The 18835-nt window shown below is 44.9% G+C and carries 20 protein-coding genes; 13 read left to right on the top strand and 7 right to left on the bottom strand.

All coding sequences use genetic code 11. The features are described 5' to 3' along the window. Nucleotides 1-5 precede the first annotated feature (5 nt). Nucleotides 6-1328 (bottom strand): nucleobase:cation symporter-2 family protein, encoded by a 1323-nt coding sequence (locus QNH15_RS08850; protein WP_283894144.1) that lies wholly within the window; start codon nt 1326-1328, stop codon nt 6-8. A 177-nt stretch (nt 1329-1505) separates the two neighbouring features. Between QNH15_RS08850 and QNH15_RS08845 the strand changes: the two genes are divergently transcribed. The 8 genes from QNH15_RS08845 to ade all read left to right on the top strand — a co-directional run bounded on the left by QNH15_RS08845 (nt 1506) and on the right by ade (nt 10221). Continuing rightward, the gene (locus tag QNH15_RS08845; protein WP_283894142.1) at nt 1506-1988 is read left to right on the top strand and encodes a (2Fe-2S)-binding protein; all 483 of its coding nucleotides are present in this window, start codon (nt 1506-1508) and stop codon (nt 1986-1988) included. Between the two features lie 3 nt (nt 1989-1991). Continuing rightward, nucleotides 1992-2591: a nucleotidyltransferase family protein gene (locus QNH15_RS08840; protein WP_283894140.1), complete on the top strand. Its 600-nt coding sequence runs from the start codon at nt 1992-1994 to the stop codon at nt 2589-2591. Further along, nucleotides 2591-3484 carry an FAD binding domain-containing protein gene (locus QNH15_RS08835; protein WP_283894138.1) on the top strand — a complete coding sequence of 298 codons (894 nt, stop codon included), beginning with the start codon at nt 2591-2593 and terminating at the stop codon, nt 3482-3484. Before QNH15_RS08840 ends, QNH15_RS08835 begins: the two co-directional genes overlap by 1 nt. After that, entirely contained in the window at nt 3465-5759 is a 2295-nt protein-coding gene (locus tag QNH15_RS08830; protein ID WP_283894136.1) for a xanthine dehydrogenase family protein molybdopterin-binding subunit, read from the top strand. Before QNH15_RS08835 ends, QNH15_RS08830 begins: the two co-directional genes overlap by 20 nt. Beyond that, entirely contained in the window at nt 5756-6580 is an 825-nt protein-coding gene (locus QNH15_RS08825) for an XdhC family protein (RefSeq protein ID WP_283894134.1), read from the top strand. The genes QNH15_RS08830 and QNH15_RS08825 overlap by 4 nt, the downstream gene beginning before the upstream one ends. Beyond that, the gene (locus tag QNH15_RS08820; RefSeq protein ID WP_283894132.1) at nt 6562-6879 is read left to right on the top strand and encodes an XdhC family protein; all 318 of its coding nucleotides are present in this window, start codon (nt 6562-6564) and stop codon (nt 6877-6879) included. The genes QNH15_RS08825 and QNH15_RS08820 overlap by 19 nt, the downstream gene beginning before the upstream one ends. Nucleotides 6880-7064: 185 nt before the next feature. Further along, entirely contained in the window at nt 7065-8414 is a 1350-nt protein-coding gene (locus QNH15_RS08815; RefSeq protein ID WP_283894130.1) for an NCS2 family permease, read from the top strand. Nucleotides 8415-8481: 67 nt separating this feature from the next. Next, complete coding sequence (gene ade, locus QNH15_RS08810) at nt 8482-10221, top strand: adenine deaminase (RefSeq protein ID WP_283894128.1); 1740 nt, start codon at nt 8482-8484, stop codon at nt 10219-10221. A gap of 49 nt (nt 10222-10270) precedes the next feature. Here ade and QNH15_RS08805 read toward each other — a convergent pair whose 3' ends face one another. Beyond that, complete coding sequence (locus tag QNH15_RS08805) at nt 10271-10513, bottom strand: hypothetical protein (RefSeq protein WP_283894126.1); 243 nt, start codon at nt 10511-10513, stop codon at nt 10271-10273. 156 nt (nt 10514-10669) lie between these two features. Here QNH15_RS08805 and QNH15_RS08800 point away from each other — a divergent pair, with 156 nt between their 5' ends. The 4 genes from QNH15_RS08800 (at nt 10670) to QNH15_RS08785 (ending at nt 13955) form a co-directional block, all read left to right on the top strand. Then, on the top strand, nt 10670-10879 hold the full coding sequence (locus tag QNH15_RS08800) for a hypothetical protein (protein ID WP_283894124.1): 210 nt from the start codon (nt 10670-10672) through the stop codon (nt 10877-10879). 60 nt (nt 10880-10939) lie between these two features. Next, on the top strand, nt 10940-11293 hold the full coding sequence (locus QNH15_RS08795) for a DUF2512 family protein (RefSeq protein WP_283894123.1): 354 nt from the start codon (nt 10940-10942) through the stop codon (nt 11291-11293). 132 nt (nt 11294-11425) lie between these two features. Continuing rightward, complete coding sequence (locus QNH15_RS08790; protein WP_283894122.1) at nt 11426-12850, top strand: alanine/glycine:cation symporter family protein; 1425 nt, start codon at nt 11426-11428, stop codon at nt 12848-12850. Between the two features lie 127 nt (nt 12851-12977). Next, nucleotides 12978-13955: an aldo/keto reductase gene (locus QNH15_RS08785; protein ID WP_283894121.1), complete on the top strand. Its 978-nt coding sequence runs from the start codon at nt 12978-12980 to the stop codon at nt 13953-13955. Between the two features lie 52 nt (nt 13956-14007). Here QNH15_RS08785 and QNH15_RS08780 read toward each other — a convergent pair whose 3' ends face one another. Next, a complete protein-coding gene (locus QNH15_RS08780) occupies nt 14008-14376 on the bottom strand; it encodes a LapA family protein (RefSeq protein WP_283894119.1) in 369 nt (122 codons plus the stop codon). A 223-nt stretch (nt 14377-14599) separates the two neighbouring features. On the opposite strand from QNH15_RS08780, the gene QNH15_RS08775 reads away from it, so the two are divergent. Then, nucleotides 14600-14797, top strand: a complete 198-nt coding sequence (locus QNH15_RS08775; protein ID WP_283894117.1) for a cold-shock protein — start codon at nt 14600-14602, stop codon at nt 14795-14797. Between the two features lie 39 nt (nt 14798-14836). Here the strand turns inward: QNH15_RS08775 and QNH15_RS08770 are convergent, their stop codons facing one another. The 4 genes from QNH15_RS08770 to QNH15_RS08755 all read right to left on the bottom strand — a co-directional run bounded on the left by QNH15_RS08770 (nt 14837) and on the right by QNH15_RS08755 (nt 18772). Next, nucleotides 14837-15625 (bottom strand): alpha/beta fold hydrolase, encoded by a 789-nt coding sequence (locus QNH15_RS08770; RefSeq protein ID WP_283894115.1) that lies wholly within the window; start codon nt 15623-15625, stop codon nt 14837-14839. Between the two features lie 116 nt (nt 15626-15741). Next, a complete protein-coding gene (locus QNH15_RS08765) occupies nt 15742-16383 on the bottom strand; it encodes a methanogen output domain 1-containing protein (protein WP_283894113.1) in 642 nt (213 codons plus the stop codon). 257 nt (nt 16384-16640) lie between these two features. Continuing rightward, nucleotides 16641-17606, bottom strand: a complete 966-nt coding sequence (gene coaA / locus QNH15_RS08760; RefSeq protein WP_283894111.1) for a type I pantothenate kinase — start codon at nt 17604-17606, stop codon at nt 16641-16643. Nucleotides 17607-17830: 224 nt separating this feature from the next. Continuing rightward, nucleotides 17831-18772 (bottom strand): magnesium transporter CorA family protein, encoded by a 942-nt coding sequence (locus QNH15_RS08755; protein ID WP_283894109.1) that lies wholly within the window; start codon nt 18770-18772, stop codon nt 17831-17833. Nucleotides 18773-18835: the final 63 nt, after the last annotated feature.

The following is an 18835-nucleotide window of genomic DNA, read 5'->3' as shown; positions in this document are numbered from 1 at the left end:
AGCTGTTATATTGCGTCCCCATCGGCTTTCAGCTGCTTCATCCTTTCCTGCTCATGTATATTCATAGACTTGAAATTAAATACTAGATTCAGCAAAATCGCCGTTAAACTTCCAATGACGATCCCATTTTCCACAAGGAGCCTTACACCGTCCGGAAGCTCGCTGAACACCATGGGAACGACGGCAGTTCCTAGCCCGATTCCTACCGAACAAGCGACAATCAGAAGATTTTCATTGCTTGAAAAATCGGCATGTGACAGCATTTTCACACCTGAAGCAATGACCATTCCAAACATCGGAACCATCGCCCCGCCAAGGACTGCCGTTGGAATAATGGTGGTGAGAGCCGCAATCTTGGGAAGCAGGCCCAGAAGTATTAAAAAGCCGCCAGCGGCAATGACCACATTTCTTGTTTTTACTTTTGTCAAGGCCACAAGCCCAACGTTCTGTGAGAAGGACGTATAGGGAAAGGAATTAAAAATGCCGCCAATCACAATAGCAAATCCTTCTGCCCTCAAGCCTTTCTTAATGTCCCGGGATTCAAGCTTCCGGTCGCAAATGTCCCCTAACGCGAGAAATACACCGGTAGACTCAATCATGCTCACAATGGCGACAATAGACATGGTGAGTATGGCTGAAACGTGAAATTCAGGCATTCCGAAATAAAACGGCTGTACCATATGAAACCAGGACGCATCTTTAACAGGGGTGACATCCACAAGCCCCATAACGGAAGCAAGAACCGTTCCCGCGATCAGAGATAACAATACAGAGATCGCCCGGACATAGCCTCTGGAAAACCGGTTAATTAAAATGATCAGCAAGAATGTAAAACTGGCGAGTGCCAAATTTTCCAGACTGCCAAATCCTTTCGATCCAAGTCCCCCTGCCGCATTGTTCATGGCAACCGGGATCAGCGACACCCCGATAATGAGTACAACTGAACCTGTTACAACCGGCGGAAAAAATTTAAGGATTTTGCCGACAAACTGTGAAAGCACCATGACGACCAGTCCCGAGGCGATAATCGCGCCATAAATCGCCGTAATTCCTTCAAGTTTTCCAATGGCAATCATGGGCGCCACAGCTGTGAATGTACAGCCGAGAATGACCGGTAACCTGATACCAAAATGCCTACCGCCAATGACCTGCAGCAGGGTGGCAATTCCGCAGGTAAACAGGTCAATAGAGATCAGATAGGCCAGCTGCTGGGCATTCATCCCAATGGCCGGTCCAACGATGAGCGGTACAATGACTGCTCCGGCATACATGGCAAGAACATGCTGCAGACCAAGTACTCCTACTTTCCACGTTTTCAATTGAGCCATTCTGCTTCCCTCCCAGATGTTTGTTATTCTTGTTGAAGTTCTCCACATCACCTCCCTTAAAAGCTATGAAAATAGGAATGTTTTTGAAAAAACCTACTATATTTGTACAAACTTCATTTAGTGCTAGCCCAAAAGAGCATGTTGATTTGTCCTAAAATTATATTGGGAGGTCGGACAATGAAGACCATTGATTTTTTCGTAAATGGAACAGAGATTTCGGTTACATGCAGTCCTTCGAAAACACTTCTGGAGGTTCTCCGGGAAGATGCGGGTTTAACAGGCAGTAAGGAATGCTGCGGCAAGGGAGAATGCGGTTCTTGTACCGTGTCGCTAAACGGCCTGCCAGTTTGTTCCTGCCTCGTGCTCGCCGGACAGGTTCATGGGGAAAACATCATTACAGTGGAAGGCATTGGCACACCGGAAAATATGGATCCCGTCCAGCAAGCGTTTATGGATGAGGGGGCTACCCAATGCGGATACTGTACGCCAGGTCTGATTGTATCTGCAAGATCTTATTTGAACAGCATCGGCCACCTGCCCGGCCTGGACGAAATCAAGCAGGCACTAGGCGGCAACCTTTGCCGTTGTACAGGCTATACAAAAATACTGAAGGCCGTTCAAACAGCAGCTCAAAAACAACTGACGTTCAGGGAACTTTAGAGCATGACCGCTTCCAGCCTATCCTGTATTCTGCTTGCAGCAGGCCGGTCTTCCCGGATGAACCAAACCAAAGCTCTTCTTCGATGGCAGGGGCTATCTCTTATCGCTTATCAGGTTAAAACCATTCAAAACGCAGGGATTAAGGATGTGGTGGCCGTACTTGGCTTTCGAGCGGCTGAATTAAGCAGGGAATTGAATGGCAGCTCTGTGAAAATAGTAAAGAATAACGACTATTCTTCTGGAAAATGCTCATCCATCAGAATCGGATGGCATGGCATGGATAAGAATTCGACCGGTGTCCTTATTGCTGCGGTTGATCAGCCTCTTTTGTCTGAGGTTCTCTGCCAAATGGACAAGCTTCATAAATCCGATCCAGAATCTATTATCATCCCTGTCCATAACGGGAAACGGGGGCATCCGATTCTTCTGCCAAGCCTTCTTTATTCCGAGCTGCTACTGATTACAGAAGAGACGGAAGGATTGCGGAGCATCATTAAAAAGCACCATAAAAGGGTTAAACTGATGAAAACCGTTGACCCTCGCATTCTTTTAAACTTGAACACGCCGGACGATTATGAAGCTGCTTATAGGGAGGATCTGTAATGTATGTTTCAGAGATAGATATGCTTTCACCCCACTCTCTCCTGGAATGCCTTTACCTTCTTGAAAATGAGAAAGCCAGCATTAGGCTGCTGGCCGGGGGAACCGATGCGGTTGTTCGCATGAAGGAAGGAAAATGGCAGCATGATTGCTGGCTGAATTTGAAAAACATCGATGAATTAAAATTTATCGCTATCGAAAAAGATGAAATCCATATCGGGCCGTTGGCCACCCATTCAGAAATCATCTCGTCTCCCCTGTTGCAGGACCATGCCGATGTCCTCGTACAAGCCAGCCGGGAAGTCGGGGCAGCCCAGATGCAAAATATGGGCACAATCGGCGGAAATATTGGAACCGCTTCCCCTGCCGGCGATACAATACCCGCTCTTTTTGCGTTAGGAGCCAGCATTGAGCTCACCTCAATAACCGGAAAACGACAAGTCAGCGCAGAAGATTTTTTTATCGGGCCAGGTAAAACAGTGGCCTTCCCTAATGAAATCATCACGAAAATCTCCTTTAAAATCCGTGGTAAACATGACATCGGTATTTTTCAAAAACTCGGTCCGCGCAAAGCCCAATCCATCTCCATCGTGAATGTGGCGATCAGCCTGTCCATGAAGGAAGGAACAAAGGAGTGTTTAGGCGGCCGAATCGCTTTCGGTTCCGTGGGTCCTACCGTCCTGAGAGCGAAAAAGTGTGAAGCTATGCTCTCTCTCGGAGAACTATCAAATGACATGATATCGAATATAAGCAGCGTCGCGTGGAAGGAAGTCATGCCTATCTCCGATATCCGTGCCTCGGCGTCCTATCGCAGAGATATGGCGAGTGCCCTTTTAGAAAGAGGATTGTACCGTTTAATGAAAAGGTGGGCAGACAATGAAAGAAAACCACTTTAAATATATTGGCAGACGAGTCCCCCGGATGGATGCACCAGAAAAAGTAACAGGCACGCTAAAATATATGACAGATTATCATTTTGAACAGATGGTCTGGGGGAAAGTCCTTCGTTCCAAGTATCCTTATGCAAGAATCGAATCCATCGATACGTCAAAGGCGGAATCATTACCGGGTGTTGTCTGTGTCTTAACCCACAAAGACATTCCGGGCTTTAACGGATTTGGCATTGTTGTGCCGGATCAGCCTGTTCTCGCCCGTGATGTGGTTCGCTGTACGGGAGATGCGGTTGCTTTGGTTGCGGCAGAAACAAAGGAAATCGCCGAACATGCTCTCTCGCTCATTGAAGTGAATTATGAACGGCTTAACCCAGTGACTGATGCGGAATTTGCCATGTCTTCCGATGCTCCCTCCCTGCACGAAAACGGCAATATTCATAGTCATGTCATCATTAAAAACGGCAACACGGACGCGGCCTTTGAAGAAGCGGATGTGATTTTGGAAAACACCTTTTATTCTCCACGCCAGATGCATGCCTTTATTGAAACAGAAGGCGGATGGGGAGTCGTGGAGCCGGACGGAATGCTGACCATTCGCTGCCCAGGGCAGTATGCGTACAGAGATCGCCTGCAAATTGCCCGCGCGCTCGCGATGAATCCCGCGAGAATCCGGGTGATTTCGCATCCGATAGGAGGAGCATTCGGAGGTAAGGATGAAATCACGGTTCAAATCTACCTGGCCCTTCTTGCTCTTCATACCGGCGGCCGACCGGTTAAAATACATTTATCCCGTGAAGAATCCGTGATTGCCGGCATCAAACGGCATCCGTTCAAGGTACAAATGAAAACAGCAGCAAAAAAGGATGGCACCCTGCTTGCCAATCAGGTGCGCGCAGTTGCCGATACGGGAGCCTACGCCTCGCTTGGAGGTGCGGTCATCGCGCTGGCGATCGAACATTGCTGCGGCCCCTACAAGATTCCGAATGTTGACCTGGAAGGATTTTGCGTCTATACCAATAACGGAATCTCCGGAGCATTCAGAGGCTTCGGCGTTAATCAGGTGTGTGCAGCCATTGAAACCCACATGGATATGATCGCCGAAAAACTCGGCATGGACCCCATTGAGCTTCGAAAGAAAAACGCTTATGAAAAAGGAGACCGCTCAAGCATCGGGCACGAATTAAAAACCAGCGTAGGTACATTAAAAACACTGGAGACCGCTGAAAACTGCGAGCTTTGGAAAAATAGGGAAACTCATAAAAAAAACAGCAGCGAACCGTGGAAAAAACGGGGAATCGGAGTAGCCACCTCTTTTCATGCGGTCGGCATGGGAATCGGTCTGCCAGACTATGGAGCAGCCACCATTGAACTGATGCCGGATGGGACGTATAAGATTGGGGTCGGTTGTGAGGATATTGGAGGAGGCAACAGCACAGTCTATGCCCAGGTGGCAGCAGAGCTTTTAAACTGTGATATTGAAAAAATAACAGTCATCCAGGGTGATACAGCAAAAACGCTCGACAGCGGAACTGTTACCGCCTCCCGTTCCACATATACAGGAGGCAAAGCGATCGCAGCTGCTGTTCCCCATATGTTCCGTCTCCTGACTGAAGCAGCTTCTGCCCTGCATAAGGTGGAGCCGGAGAACATACTGATTGGTGAAAATGAATATTACGCAATAACAGAGAATGGGGAACAAGCTTCAACCTATGAAGAACTCTATGCCTACCTACAAGAAAACCGGCTTTCAACAAAGGTAGAGGGCCATTTCATGCTTCCAAAAGAAAAAGAAGAACTTCCCGGATCAGGAGGCGCTCCTCATCATTTATACGGATATTTAACTCATCTTGCTTTAGTTGAAGTCGATACACTTACCGGTGAAACAGAAGTTCTTCGTGTCGTTTCCATACCCGATGCCGGAAAAGTGCTGAATCCTCAGGGTCTTGAGGGGCAGGCGGAAGGCGGTGCTGTCATGGGGATCGGCTACACGCTGTATGAGGATGTATTAATGGAAGGCGGTTATCACCAAACGGCTAATTTTACAAACTACATCATACCCACCATCAGGGAGACTCCCGTTATCGAAACCTTCCCGGTTGAAAGCACGGAAGAGACCGGGCCTTTTGGGGCAAAGGGTATTGGAGAGGTTGTGATGATCCCCATTATCGCTGCCATCATGAATGCGATTTATGACGCAGCAGGAGTACGAATCATGCATCTTCCAGCCACACCCGAACGAATTTATCAGGCGCTGAAATCCCGGGATGTGCGCCAATGAAAAAAGAAGTCCTGTACCATAAACTTTCAGAAGCCATCTTAAACCGGACAACGGTTTCGCTTGTGACATTCACAGAAGCAAGTCCTGAACTGATCGGCAAACGGATCCTTCTTTTATCCGAAACCGCTTATGGAGAAAAAGGGGTGTCCGATGATTTGATACGTGCCACCGCTGCATTTTGCGCCCCTTCTTTTTCACAGCAGAACACGTCTTCCCTTGATTTTCAATGGCAAAATAAACGGTACACCATCTTTCATGAAGCCTTCCCTCCTTCTCCGCATCTTATCATTACAGGAGCGGGCCATGTCGGGGAACCGGTCGCACAAATGGGATACATGCTGGGCTTCTCGGTGACTGTGGTTGATGACCGCCCTTCCTTTGTGAATAAGGAACGCTTTTCTTGTGCAGACGAACTGTGCTGCCAATCTTTTCATTCCTACTTTCAAAATGTTCCCCTGCAAAATTCGACTTATATTCTGCTGTTAACGCGAGGGCATCAGTTCGATGTGCTGATCCTGCAACAGTTATTGTCCAGAAAGGATCGCCCAGCATATATCGGTATGATCGGAAGCAGACGCAGAATTGCAGGTGTGTTTGAACAACTCCGCAATGATTTTCCCGAAGAAACATTTACCCACATCCACACCCCTGTTGGATTGGATATCGGAGCAGAGACACCAGCAGAGATTGCGGTCAGCATTTTCGCTGAAATCCTTGCCGTGAGAAACAAAAAGAACGGAGAGCCGCTCAGTTCCCATATCCGTGAGTTGGCCAAAAAGGGGTTCAGAAAGGGGACAAAACGTTGCGGGAACACGAAATGATCAACGTGATTCACACGTTTTTGCAAATCAAGAAACCGGCCGCGCTCGCCACTATTGTCTCTACCAAAGGATCGACTCCACGTAAAACGGGGTCAAAAATGATCATCACGTCAACAGGAGCCCTCATCGGAACCATTGGTGGAGGCTGCGGTGAAGGTGAGGTCATCAAAAAAGCACTTGAAGTGATTAAAACAGGAAAACCGGTTACACATAACGTCGATCTGACAAGCGGTCTTCTTTATGAAGACGGCGGAATTTGCGGAGGAATCATGAACGTTTTTATTGAACCGCTTCAGTAGAACCTCTACTGCACTTAAAGAACAGGAGAATATTCCTGTTTTTTTTACATAGGATGTACAAATTAACCTGTCTCACCCCCAATGCATTTAAAAGAGCTTTCGTCATCACAGGAATTCCTCCCCTTCAAACCGGTTAATTATTTTAGGGTTAATGGATTCTACTAAAAGAAAAGGGGTGTATTTTTATGTCAGGAGCAGGAAAAGAAAGAGCCGGAAGAGAATTTTCTTTGAACCGCTTTTTTAAGCTGGAAGAACGAAAAACAACCATCAGGACGGAGATTCTTGCAGGCATCACCACCTTCCTCACCATGAGCTACATTATCTTCGTCAATCCTTCCATTCTTGCGGACGCAGGTATCCCGAAGGAAGCTGCTTTGGCAGCAACGATTTATGGCAGTGTGTTCTGTACACTGTTAATGGCACTTTGGGCCAACTTCCCTGTTGCCGTGGCACCTGGTATGGGATTGAACGCCTTTTTTACGTATACAGTGGTCCTTGGCGCCGGTTTAAGCTGGCAAACCGCTCTCGGAGCGGTGTTTATCTCAGGGCTGGTGTTCTTTATTTTGACAATCACCGGTGTCCGCCAACGGATTGTTGACGGTGTTCCTCCGCTCCTGAAATCTTCCATTTCTGTCGGAATCGGCTTATTTATCGCCTTTATTGGTTTAAAAAATGCTGGGATTGTTGTTGCCAACAAAGATACCTTTGTCAGCCTGGGCAAAATAACAGAAGCCGGACCGCTGCTTGCGCTGTTCGGATTGCTTTTTGCCTCGTTTTTACTGTCAAAGAAATGGAAGGGCGCGTTATTGATCAGCATCCTTGTGACTTCCATAGCGGCCATGGTGACGGGCTTTATTGACTACCCGCACAGTGTGAAAGACATTGCTTCCCTGTCCCTCCCAAGCCTCTCAGAAACGTTCCTTGCCATGGACCTGAAAGGCGCTTTTGCATATGGCATCCTGTCAATTCTATTTTCGTTTACGATCGTTGAATTATTTGATAATCTGGCAACCCTCATTGGCCTTTCCAATAAAGCCGGACTTGCTGATGAAAATGGGAAAATTGAAAACCTGGACCGAGCCCTGCAAGCCGACGCAATCGGCACCATGGCAAGCGCAGCCATGGGAGGTACGGTTATGAACGCCTATGTCGAAAATGCGACAGGCATTTCAGAGGGCGGCCGCACGGGACTGACAGCTTTAACAATAGGCATCCTGTTTTTCCTGAGTCTTCTTTTCACTCCCCTTATCGCGTTTGTTCCATCCGTAGCAACTGCACCCGTTTTAATTTTGGTTGGTGCCTTGATGCTCAGCGAAATTAAATCCATTTCTTTTGACGATTTTACGGATGTCATCCCTGCTTTTTTGACCATTATCCTCATGCCGCTGACTTTCAGCATTGCCCAAGGACTTGCTTTCGGATTTATTTCCTATACGGTTTTAAAACTTGCGGTTGGGAAGCATAAAGACGTGCACTGGATGATGTATGTGATCAGTCTCGCATTCATTATCAACTTTATCTGGGGAAGCCATTAATTTCCCATCCTGGACCGGGTGCAAGGCTTGCTGCCCGGTCCAATACCGTTCGGAAGGAGCCAAAACCATGAAAAATAAAAAATACCCTCTTTCACAATTGATTGCTGCCTCTTCTAAAAGGGTTCCTGCCGACCTGGTCATTAAAAATGCCAAAATTATCGATGTATTCAATCTTGAAGTCATTGAGGCGGATGTAGCGGTAACCCAGGGTAAAATTGTCGGAATTGGAACATATGAAGGCAAAACAGAACTAGATGCAGAGGGTGCATATCTTTGTCCAGGCCTGATTGATGGGCATGTTCATATTGAATCAGCCATGGTTCCGCCAGAGGAGTTTTCCGATATCGTTGTCCCGCATGGGGTGACTACCGTTGTGGCAGATCCCCATGAAATTGCAAATGTGAGCGGAAAAGATGGGATCGATTACATGTTAAGAGCATCAGAAAACATAGTTCTTGATGTGTTTATCGGGCTACCTTCCTGTGTACCTGCCACCCCATTTGAACATGCAGGTTCAGAATTAATCGCTTCAGATCTTTATCCCTATTACAAGCATGAGCGTGTCATCGGTCTTGGCGAGGTTATGAACTATCCTGCCGTCTTTTCCGGTGAAAAGGAAATGACGAGGAAAATTGAAGATGCATTGCTACATAATAAACATGTCGATGGCCACGCGTCAGGGATTCCTGCCTATGGAATCAATGTGTACGGAACGGCACGCATTCGTACAGACCATGAATGCGTGACTCCCCAGGAAGTCCGTGACAGACTGTCCCGAGGGCTGTATGTCATGCTGCGTGAAGGATCGGCAGCAAGAGATTTAACAGCATTGCTTGATGCAGTGACAGAAAAAAACGCCCGGCGATGTCTTTTTGTCACTGATGATAAACATCTTGATGATCTGATGGACCATGGCAGTATTGACCATAATGTCAGACTCACGGTTGAAAAAGGATTCAGTCCTTTGCTTGCCATTCAAATGGCTACTCTCAATGCCGCTGAATGTTTTGGATTGAAGGAAAAAGGAGCAATTGCCCCGGGATTTGATGCCGACTTTATTTTGTTGACCGATCTTACCAGTTTTCAGATTAAGGATGTCTATAAGAATGGAGTAAAGGTGGCTTCGGAAGGGAAAATGATTCAGCCTTCTCCAAAGGCCATATCCCCACCCTTAACCATCACCAACAGCGTACAGTTGAAACCGGTTGGCAGCGAGGATTTGGCGATTCCCATCTCTGGTAAGAAGAAAGCGAATATTATTCAAATCATCCCCAACCGTATTGTAACGAAGCATGTGCAGGAACACGTGAGTTCCTCAAACGGCGTATTCATTCCGGATGTGAATAAAGACCAATTAAAGCTTATTGTTGCAGAACGCCATCACGCCACTGGCCGCATAGGCCGTGGAATTGTAAAAGGACTCGGTCTCACTTCAGGAGCGATTGTATCCACCGTTGCTCATGACTCTCACAATATTGTCGCAGCCGGGACAAACGATCAAGACTTGCTTGCAGCGATAAAAGCCGTGGATTCTATGCAAGGCGGGCTGGCAGTGGTCGAGCATGGAGACATTCTTGCGTCCCTGTCACTTCCATTGTCCGGTTTAATGAGTAACCAAAGCCATATCGAAGTTTATAACCAGCTGAAGCAGCTAAATTTGGCATTGCGCCGCATTGGCTTCTCACAGGATTATAATCCATTTCTAACCCTTTCTTTTTTAGCTCTTCCTGTCATCCCTGAACTGAAACTGACCGATGGAGGATTATTCAACGTTCAATCCTTTAATTTTATTTCTGTAACCGAATGAGGCTCCACCATAAAAAGCGGAAGCCAGACCATCGTCTGGCTTCCGCTTTTTATATTTCCAGTTCATCTTCCTGCAGTGATGACTCGAGTGTATTGACTAAATCATAATAATCATCAGGTTTCTCGAACTGATCCGGTGCCCAATTTTGTTTAATCCAGGAGGCGACTTCTGGTGCACTTTGGAAGATCTGGCCTGTTGTATCGCTGTCCCGGACAGTATAAATGTTATTATCCACATCAATCGTTACATCGCAGGGAAAGGCTCCATCTTTCTTATACAAAGAGTACTCCACGGGCAATGACCTCCTCCATTCAAGATAATTAAGTTATACCCCGTATCTTTTTATTTTATGTTAGTTTTGTCCAATACTTTTTCAGCGGAATAGAGACTGATGATACAGAGTACGCTAAATGAAAATAGCTGAAACAGCTGCAGCAAGGAGGCCATTATGAAAAAGAAACCCACCGTTATTGAAAAAATGCTTTCCAATGCTCCCAAAGAAGAAGAAATGACAATTGCTGCTGGAAGATCCGCCGATCATCCACTTGGATCAGAAGATTATACAGCGGGGGATTCGGTTAACGAACATAAAAACCTGGAACGGGTAAACCTTTATCTGGACGAAGGAGAAATCAGCCAGCAAAACAATAATCTGTAGTATCAGCATAATTTTAAACAATACGTCAAAAATAAAGGTGGACAAAGGAGGATTGTCATTATGCAAAGTTTATTGCTGAAGATAATCAGTATTCCGCTGATTCTTCTTCTGTGCACTTTTTGGTTTGAAGGAGTGAGTTTCAACAAGCCGCTTCCCTTTCTGATCATCACAATAATTTTGGCTCCGCTTGCTGTACTTATGGAATATATATTTTTGCCCCGTTTATCCTTTTGGTTAGCGTTTATCGCAGATTTTGTTCTTTCGTATCTGCTGGTTTATGTGATCAGCTCGTTTATGGCTGGTGCTTATGTTTCACTTTGGGGCGCGTTTCTGATTGCTCTTGTGTACTCTCTGGTGGAACTCCTGATCCACAAGCAGATCGTATCCGACCATATGAGACACTCTTACAGCTAAAAGGAACAAACTGCATCTCCGTCATCGGGAGATGTAGTTTTTTTTCGTATTGAATTGCTATATATGTAAGGTTTTGTTACATTAGAAGTTGTATGTCAACTACATCATTGCATGTACGAGAGGAGAAATGACATGGACGTTTTTAATCGGATTTTTGATTTTTCAAACGATTATTTATGGGGTTACGTTCTGATCATCATGCTGGTCGGGATTGGTTTGTATTTTACCATTCGCTCGAGATTTGTTCAGTTTCGAATGATTAAAGAAATGTTCCGTCTGCTTGGCGAGGGTGCCAGAGATTCCGGAGAGAAAAAAGGGGTTTCTTCCTTTCAGGCATTTTGCATTAGTACAGCATCCAGAGTAGGAACAGGAAATCTCGCCGGTGTGGCCATAGCCATAACAACCGGAGGGCCTGGAGCAGTATTTTGGATGTGGCTCATTGCATTGATCGGATCTGCTTCAGCCTTTGTTGAAAGCACACTTGCACAAATCTATAAAGTCCGGGACGAGGCGACCGGGACGTTCCGCGGAGGGCCCGCTTATTATATGGAAAAAGCGCTTAATGCCCGCTGGATGGGAATCATTTTTTCTATTCTTATTTCCATCACATTCGGTCTTGCCTTTAATTCCGTACAGGCGAACACCATTTCCAATGCGTTCCAAAATGCTTTTCATGTGGACAAGATATGGACAGGCCTGATCATTACAGTTGTGACTGCTGTGATCATTTTTGGAGGCATTAAGCGGATTGCCAAAGTAGCCGAATTTTTGGTACCTGTCATGGCCGGACTTTACATCCTTCTTGCCTTGTATGTGATCCTGACTAATTTGACTGAAATTCCTGATGTTCTTGGATTGATCTTTAATGAGGCATTTTCGGGCTTTAAGGAAATCCTCGGCGGAGCTGCTGGAGCTGCCATGATGCAGGGAATTAAACGGGGATTATTTTCCAATGAAGCCGGTATGGGTAGCGCACCGAATGCCGCAGCTACCGCTGATGTAAGCCATCCTGTTAAACAAGGAATTATCCAGTCGCTTGGCGTATTTGTTGATACACTTGTCATATGCAGTTCCACCGCTTTTATTATTTTGCTGTCCGGTATGTTCAAATCCAGTGAAACTGACGGAATTGTTCTGACACAATCTGCGTTAAGCCATGAGATCGGTTCATGGGCCACCATTTTGATTGCGGTTATTGTTTTGCTCTTTGCTTTTAGTTCCATTGTCGGTAATTATTATTACGGCGAATCTAACATCGAATTCATGAACACGAGTCGCACTTGGCTGTTCGTTTACCGATTGGCGGTTGTGGGCATGGTTATTTTCGGTTCACTGTCGGATCTGACCTTCGTTTGGAACCTCGCTGACCTGTTTATGGGTCTGATGGCCATTATCAACTTGATTGCCATTGCCCTTCTCGGCAAATTTGCCTTTGCGGCATTACGCCATTACAAAGAACAAAAGAAGCATGGAAAAGATCCAGTGTTTACCGAAAACAGTATTCCTGGTTTAAAAAACGTGGAATGCTGGGGAGATTCTGACCAGCATAACGCATAATTAGAAAAAAGCCTGCTGTAGCCAACAGCAGGCTTTTGTTCTGCCTAATCGTAATAGTTGCAGTTTTTGGCCAAGCCTGACTACAATGATCTTGATAGTTAATATCCAAGTGAAAAGAGGTTACATAATGCGCAAAATGCCTTTGGAAAAGCGAGGAATTACATCCAGCCGACTGGCACTGGGCTGTATGGGGTTTGGCGGAAGCTGGGACCGAAGCCCCCTTTCGGATGATGAAGTATTAAAAACAGAAAAGGCTGTGGATGCGGCCCTCTCAACCGGTATCACCATGTTTGATCATGCCAATATTTATACGATGGGCAAAGCAGAAGAGGCCTTTGGGCGCGTACTCCAGGGAAATCCGAGTCTGCGTGAACAAATGGTAATCCAGAGTAAATGCGGAATTCGATTTGCGGATGATATTGGCCCAGGGAGGTATGACTTTTCAAGAGGACATATCCTTACTTCTGTGGACGAGATTTTGAAAAGGCTTACTGTCGACTATTTAGATATTCTCCTGCTTCACCGCCCGGATCCGCTAATGGAACCTGAAGAAGTGGCGGAAGCTTTTGAAAAGTTGAAATCCTCAGGTAAAGTGCGCCATTTCGGCGTATCCAATATGAACCAGTCTCAGATTGAACTGTTGGAAGCCTTTATGGATGAAAAGCTGATAGTTAACCAGCTTGAAATGAGTTTAAACAAAGTGGATTTTGCCGATGAAGGGGTTCACGTCAATCAGGAAGCTGGTTTGTCCGTTCATTTCACAAGTGGTCTGATGGAGCATTGCATGAGAAAGGATATTCAAGTTCAAGCATGGTCCCCGCTGGCTAAAGGCATTTTTTCCGGCAACAGTTCCATAGAATTAACAGAAGCAGAAGCAGAAACCAAGGATTTGGTAGCCAAAATGGCAGCTGAAAAAGAAACGACGCTTGAAGCCATCGTTCTTGGCTGGCTAATGCGCCATCCCGCAAAGATTCAGCCCGTTCTCGGTACGACCAATGTTCAGCGAATCAAGGATTCAGCCGATGCCGTCCGTATCTCTGAAATCATGACCCGGGAAGAGTGGTATGAACTCTATGTGTCTTCCAGAGGTGTAAAGCTGCCTTAAACCCATTTTTCCTATAGAGTTAAAGGAATGCTCAAAAATAGCCGGCTCAGAATTAGATCTGAGACCGGCTTCTTTTTGGTTCCTCGGCAGCGCGGTACCTGCGATGAGGTTCATTGATCGTTTCATCCATTGGTTCCTTCTGATTATCATCAACAATGGTCTCCCTTTGCAGGGACTCTTGCTTTTTCAACTGAGATTCAAGCCGCCTTACCCGGTTTCTCAGCTGAACCACTTTCAGAATGCCAAAAAACCCCACAGCCAATCCACCAACAGCTGCTGAACCGAGAATGATGAGAACCAACGGCCATTTGACTGTCCCAAAAATATAATTAAAACTTACATCATTGCCATTAACAACAGCAAAAACCGCAATCAATAAGGCAAACAGCAATCCAAAGATTAAGTATCCTTGTGCCTTCATTCTATCCTCCTCCTTCTTAGCTCTGTTATTCCCTATTTTTAAACTTTTAAATAAAAATATGATTAAAAACTTAACACCCTTGCGTATTCGGTTAAAGAATGTTACAGTAGTAACAGTTATTTTTGTTCGGTACATGACTTCTTCGCAGTGGTTTGCGTCTTGAATGATATTTGAGCAGGAATAGTAATAAATCGTGGGTTTTATCCACACAGGAGGAACATCTATGTTACAAGGTAAAGTTAAATGGTTCAACGCAGAAAAAGGTTTCGGCTTCATCGAAGTTGAAGGCCAAGACGATGTATTCGTACACTTCTCTGCTATTCAAGGCGACGGTTTCAAATCACTTGAAGAAGGTCAAGATGTAACGTTTGAAATCACTGATGGTGCTCGCGGACCTCAAGCTGCAAACGTTCAAAAGTAAGGAATACACAAAAGGCTCCTGAGATTCAGGAGCCTTTTTTTATTTTATTTTTTTCATAAATGCCATAATTTCTTCTATCAGATTATCCGTTGCTTCGTACATTCCCATATGCCCGGCTCCTTGTAATGTAGACTGAATGATGTTCTCCTTGGAAACCGAAAAAGTTTTTTCCGGTGGAACCACTTGATCTCTTTCACCAGCCACCAGAAGAACCGGAATATTTGAGTTCTGGAGGACGTCATTGCGATTGGGCCTGTTTTTCATGGCAACGGACGCAGCAATGGCTCCTTCCGGCGGAGTTTCATATCCGATTCTTTTCGCCTTCTCTATTTTATCAGACAGCGGAGTATCCGGTGCAAACAGGTCGGGTACCAATTGATCAATCACTGATTCGATTCCTTTTTCCTGTATTTGCTCAATGGTGCGGTCTCTCTTCAACCGGCCGGCATCATCGTCTGGAAAGGCAGTGGAATGAATCAGTCCATACCCTTTCAGCCGGTTGCTTTGATGATCAGCAAACGCTAAAGTAATATATCCTCCCAGTGAATGACCCAGCATCGTGACTTTATCCAATCCTAAATGCCCGAGCAAATCCTTGATATCCTCAGAAAAATCCTCCACGGCACATGCAGAATCACTGACCGATGATTTTCCGTGCCCACGCAAATCAGGTGCAATTACACGGTATTCTTTAGCAAGCTTGGGGACGACTTCCTCCCAATATTCATGGCTTCCGCAAAAACCGTGAAGCAACACGATGGCTTCTCCTTTTCCTTCATCAATATAAGCGAGTTTCCTTTTGTCTAGGTTAGCTGTTTTGAGTTTCACATTACTCCACTCCTTTTCCTATAGTTCTCCTTAACCTTTCATACTTTCTTTCAAACGTTCTGGTGTATAAAAAAAGCGTGCGGTTTGGCACCACACGCATTAACATTCTGAATTCTCTATCTCTTCACTTTTCCATCCTCTTTTACTTTTCCCCTTAATTCTTCCAACTCGTCAAGTAATTTGATCATCAATTCATCCGTCCGTTTTAGCTCTTCGTTCAGCATGGTGATGGTTTCTTCTTCCCAGAGGAAAGGATCTGCCTGAGCGGGGGAAATGGTCAAATCTTTATACTCAATCCCCTCTTCCGAATCATCTGGCGATAAATAAATCGCAATTTCACAATTTTCGTGTCCAAGAGCCATTTGTTTCCTGAGTGAAACTTTGCCGTAACCGAAATGTCTTGCAGCAATCCCGCCGAATACGCTGGACGTCATCATGCAAAGGTGGGGCGCATGAGTTACGTCATCTCCAAAGGGACATTGAATGGCCTTCATCACGATTCGGTCACCATCTATGGATAAAATTTCAAACTGACCGCCTATTTTATTTTTTAAATCGATCAGAATATCCACATATTGCTCAATAGTCCACGGGCTGCTGTATTCCTTGTAATAGCCCTCTATCCACTCTCCCGTTCGTATACCAATCTGACGGATATATTCTTCGGCAACAGGACCCGCTGCTTTCCGATGAACTCTTGCATACTGTGTAATCAGTTTGGCCAAAAAGACATGTTTATTCAATTCGGAATCTTTCACAACATCAGCTCCCATGCGGGTATTCATTCAAAAAGTAGTTGCTGCTTAGTCGCCAAAAGATAATAAGTTACTTTTTAGTAAGTATTGTACTATTACCATACTCTATATCACCTCTCATAAAAATGAGAAAATAGATACAAATTTTGTAATATACGCTCAATTTTCGGTCGACTCCTACTGTATACCCTGTTTCTTTCCACGCTATGTCTAGTTCCAAAGAGTTCATCAAAAAAGACGGCGTTTGCCGTCTTTTTGGACTACATTTTTCTCATTTTAACCCCGGATACGGAATGATTTTTTCCTTTTTCCAGAATTAGATGCGCCCGATACTTGGTCGGAAGGATGTTTTCACGCAAATTCAATCCGTTAATGGTATTCCAAATATTAAGTGCAAATTCAATCGCTTCCTCATCATTCAGATCAGCATAACGGTGGAAATAGGATACCGGGCTTTGAAAAGCGGTGTTTCTCAAGATTTTAAATCGATCCACATACCATTGCTTGATTTCCTCTTCGTCCGCGTCCACATAAAGGGAGAAATCAAAGAAATCTGAAACGAAGATTTGTGTATTTTGTTTTTTGCTTCTTTTTTGTTTCGGAACCTGCAGTACATTAATACCTTCTACAATAACAATATCGGGTTCAGTAATGGTTTGTACCTGGTCGTGCAAAATATCATATTCCAAGTGAGAATAGATGGGAGCTTCCACGACCGGCTTTCCTGATTTCAATTGGGACAAAAACTGGATCAGTCCTTTTAAATCGTAGCTTTCTGGAAATCCTTTCTTCCCCATCAGCCCTTTTTGCTCCAAAACAGCATTTGGATAAAGAAAGCCGTCGGTTGTAACAAGTTCCACCTTTGGCGTGTTGGGCCATCTGGACAGAAGCGCCTGAATGATCCGGGACGTTGTGCTTTTGCCTACCGCTACACTTCCGGCAATCCCGATGATGAACGGTGGCTTCTTCATTTGCTTGCGCAAAAATGCATTCGATTGCAGATGAAGCTGCTGTGAAGAGGTGACATATAGGTTAAGCAACCGGCACAATGGCAAATAAATGGACGAGACCTCATTGAGGGATACATTTTCGTTGATTCCCTGAAGTTCCGACACTTCCCATTCTGTTAACGGTTGTATATCGGCCGAATACAAGCCCGCCCATTCTTCCCTGGTAAAAGAAAGGTAGGGAGACAGCGACTCATTCTCTAACATGGTCTGGCTCATTGCTGGCATCTCCTTTTTTGGATCACTATGCTTAATATTCTATATCATCGTTCATAGGATACACTTCAATTTAAGTATCATATCGCTTTACAATGTTAACATAATTTTAAAGATAAGATAACCTGATTGTAAACCCATTTCCCTTCCATAGGAAAGCGTTTTCGCTATCAAGCGAACAAAAAGGGAACTTTATTGAGAAAAGTTCCCTTCCGCAGAATGATTTTCTATTTCCGAAAGAAGCGCTTTTTCCAAAAGATAAAGGCAACCAATCCCGATATGGTAAAAGCAACACACAGACTTACAAAAAACGCATGCGGATATTTCTGAAACGGCAACGGAATGTTCATTCCATAAAAGCTCGCTACCATGGTAGGCAAAGCAAGGATAATCGTAATGGACGTTAAAAAGCGCATTTCTACGTTCAGGTTATTCGATATTACCGAAGAGAAAGCATCCATAAGGCTTTTTAATATATTTCTGTATATAAGGCTCATTTCAATCGCCTGCTTGTTTTCGATAATAACGTCTTCAAGCAGATCCTTGTCTTCTTCATACATTTTCAAGTAGCTGACCTTCAGCAATTTTTCAAGTACAGCATCATTCGATTTAAGGGAAGTGGCAAAATACACGAGAGATTTCTCAAGCCGGAGCAGTTCAAAGAGATCCTCATTTTTCAGTGTCTGCCGTAATTCATATTCGATTTGCTCTGTCTTCCGGTTGATTTGCCGCAGGTAACGCAAATAATAAGTAGCAATCATCTGAAGCAGCTGAAACACAAAACGCGTTTTTTTATACGTGTAAAAGTTTTTTACTTTTCGCTTGGCAAACAGCTCCAGAATCGGGTTTTCTCTCAGGCAAACCGTTATAAAATGAGAATCGGTGGATATCATGGCAAGCGGAAAGGTATCATACTGGACTCCGTTCTCGTCTGAATCCAAAATCGGCAGGTCCACGATAACACTTACGGTATTTCCTTCTTTTTCTACCCTTGAACGTTCTTCTTCATCCAGGGCATCTCTCAGGAAGTCCGGATCGATTCCTATTTTCTCAACCACCCAGTTAATTTCTTCATTGGTCGGTGCAATAAGATTGATCCAGCATCCTTTTTGAATGTCTTCCACTTCTGTTAGTTGGTTTGCGGTGTCAGTGTAATAAACATTTAGCATAAGTTATACCTCTTACATTCAGTCTATTCCTATAATAAAACAGAACCTTATAGAAATGTAAAC

It is taken from the genome of Fictibacillus enclensis (assembly GCF_030123385.1).
GTDB lineage: Bacteria > Bacillota > Bacilli > Bacillales > Fictibacillaceae > Fictibacillus_C > Fictibacillus_C enclensis.
Note: the sequence above shows the minus strand (reverse complement) of the source record. Positions and strands in the feature narration are given on the sequence as shown.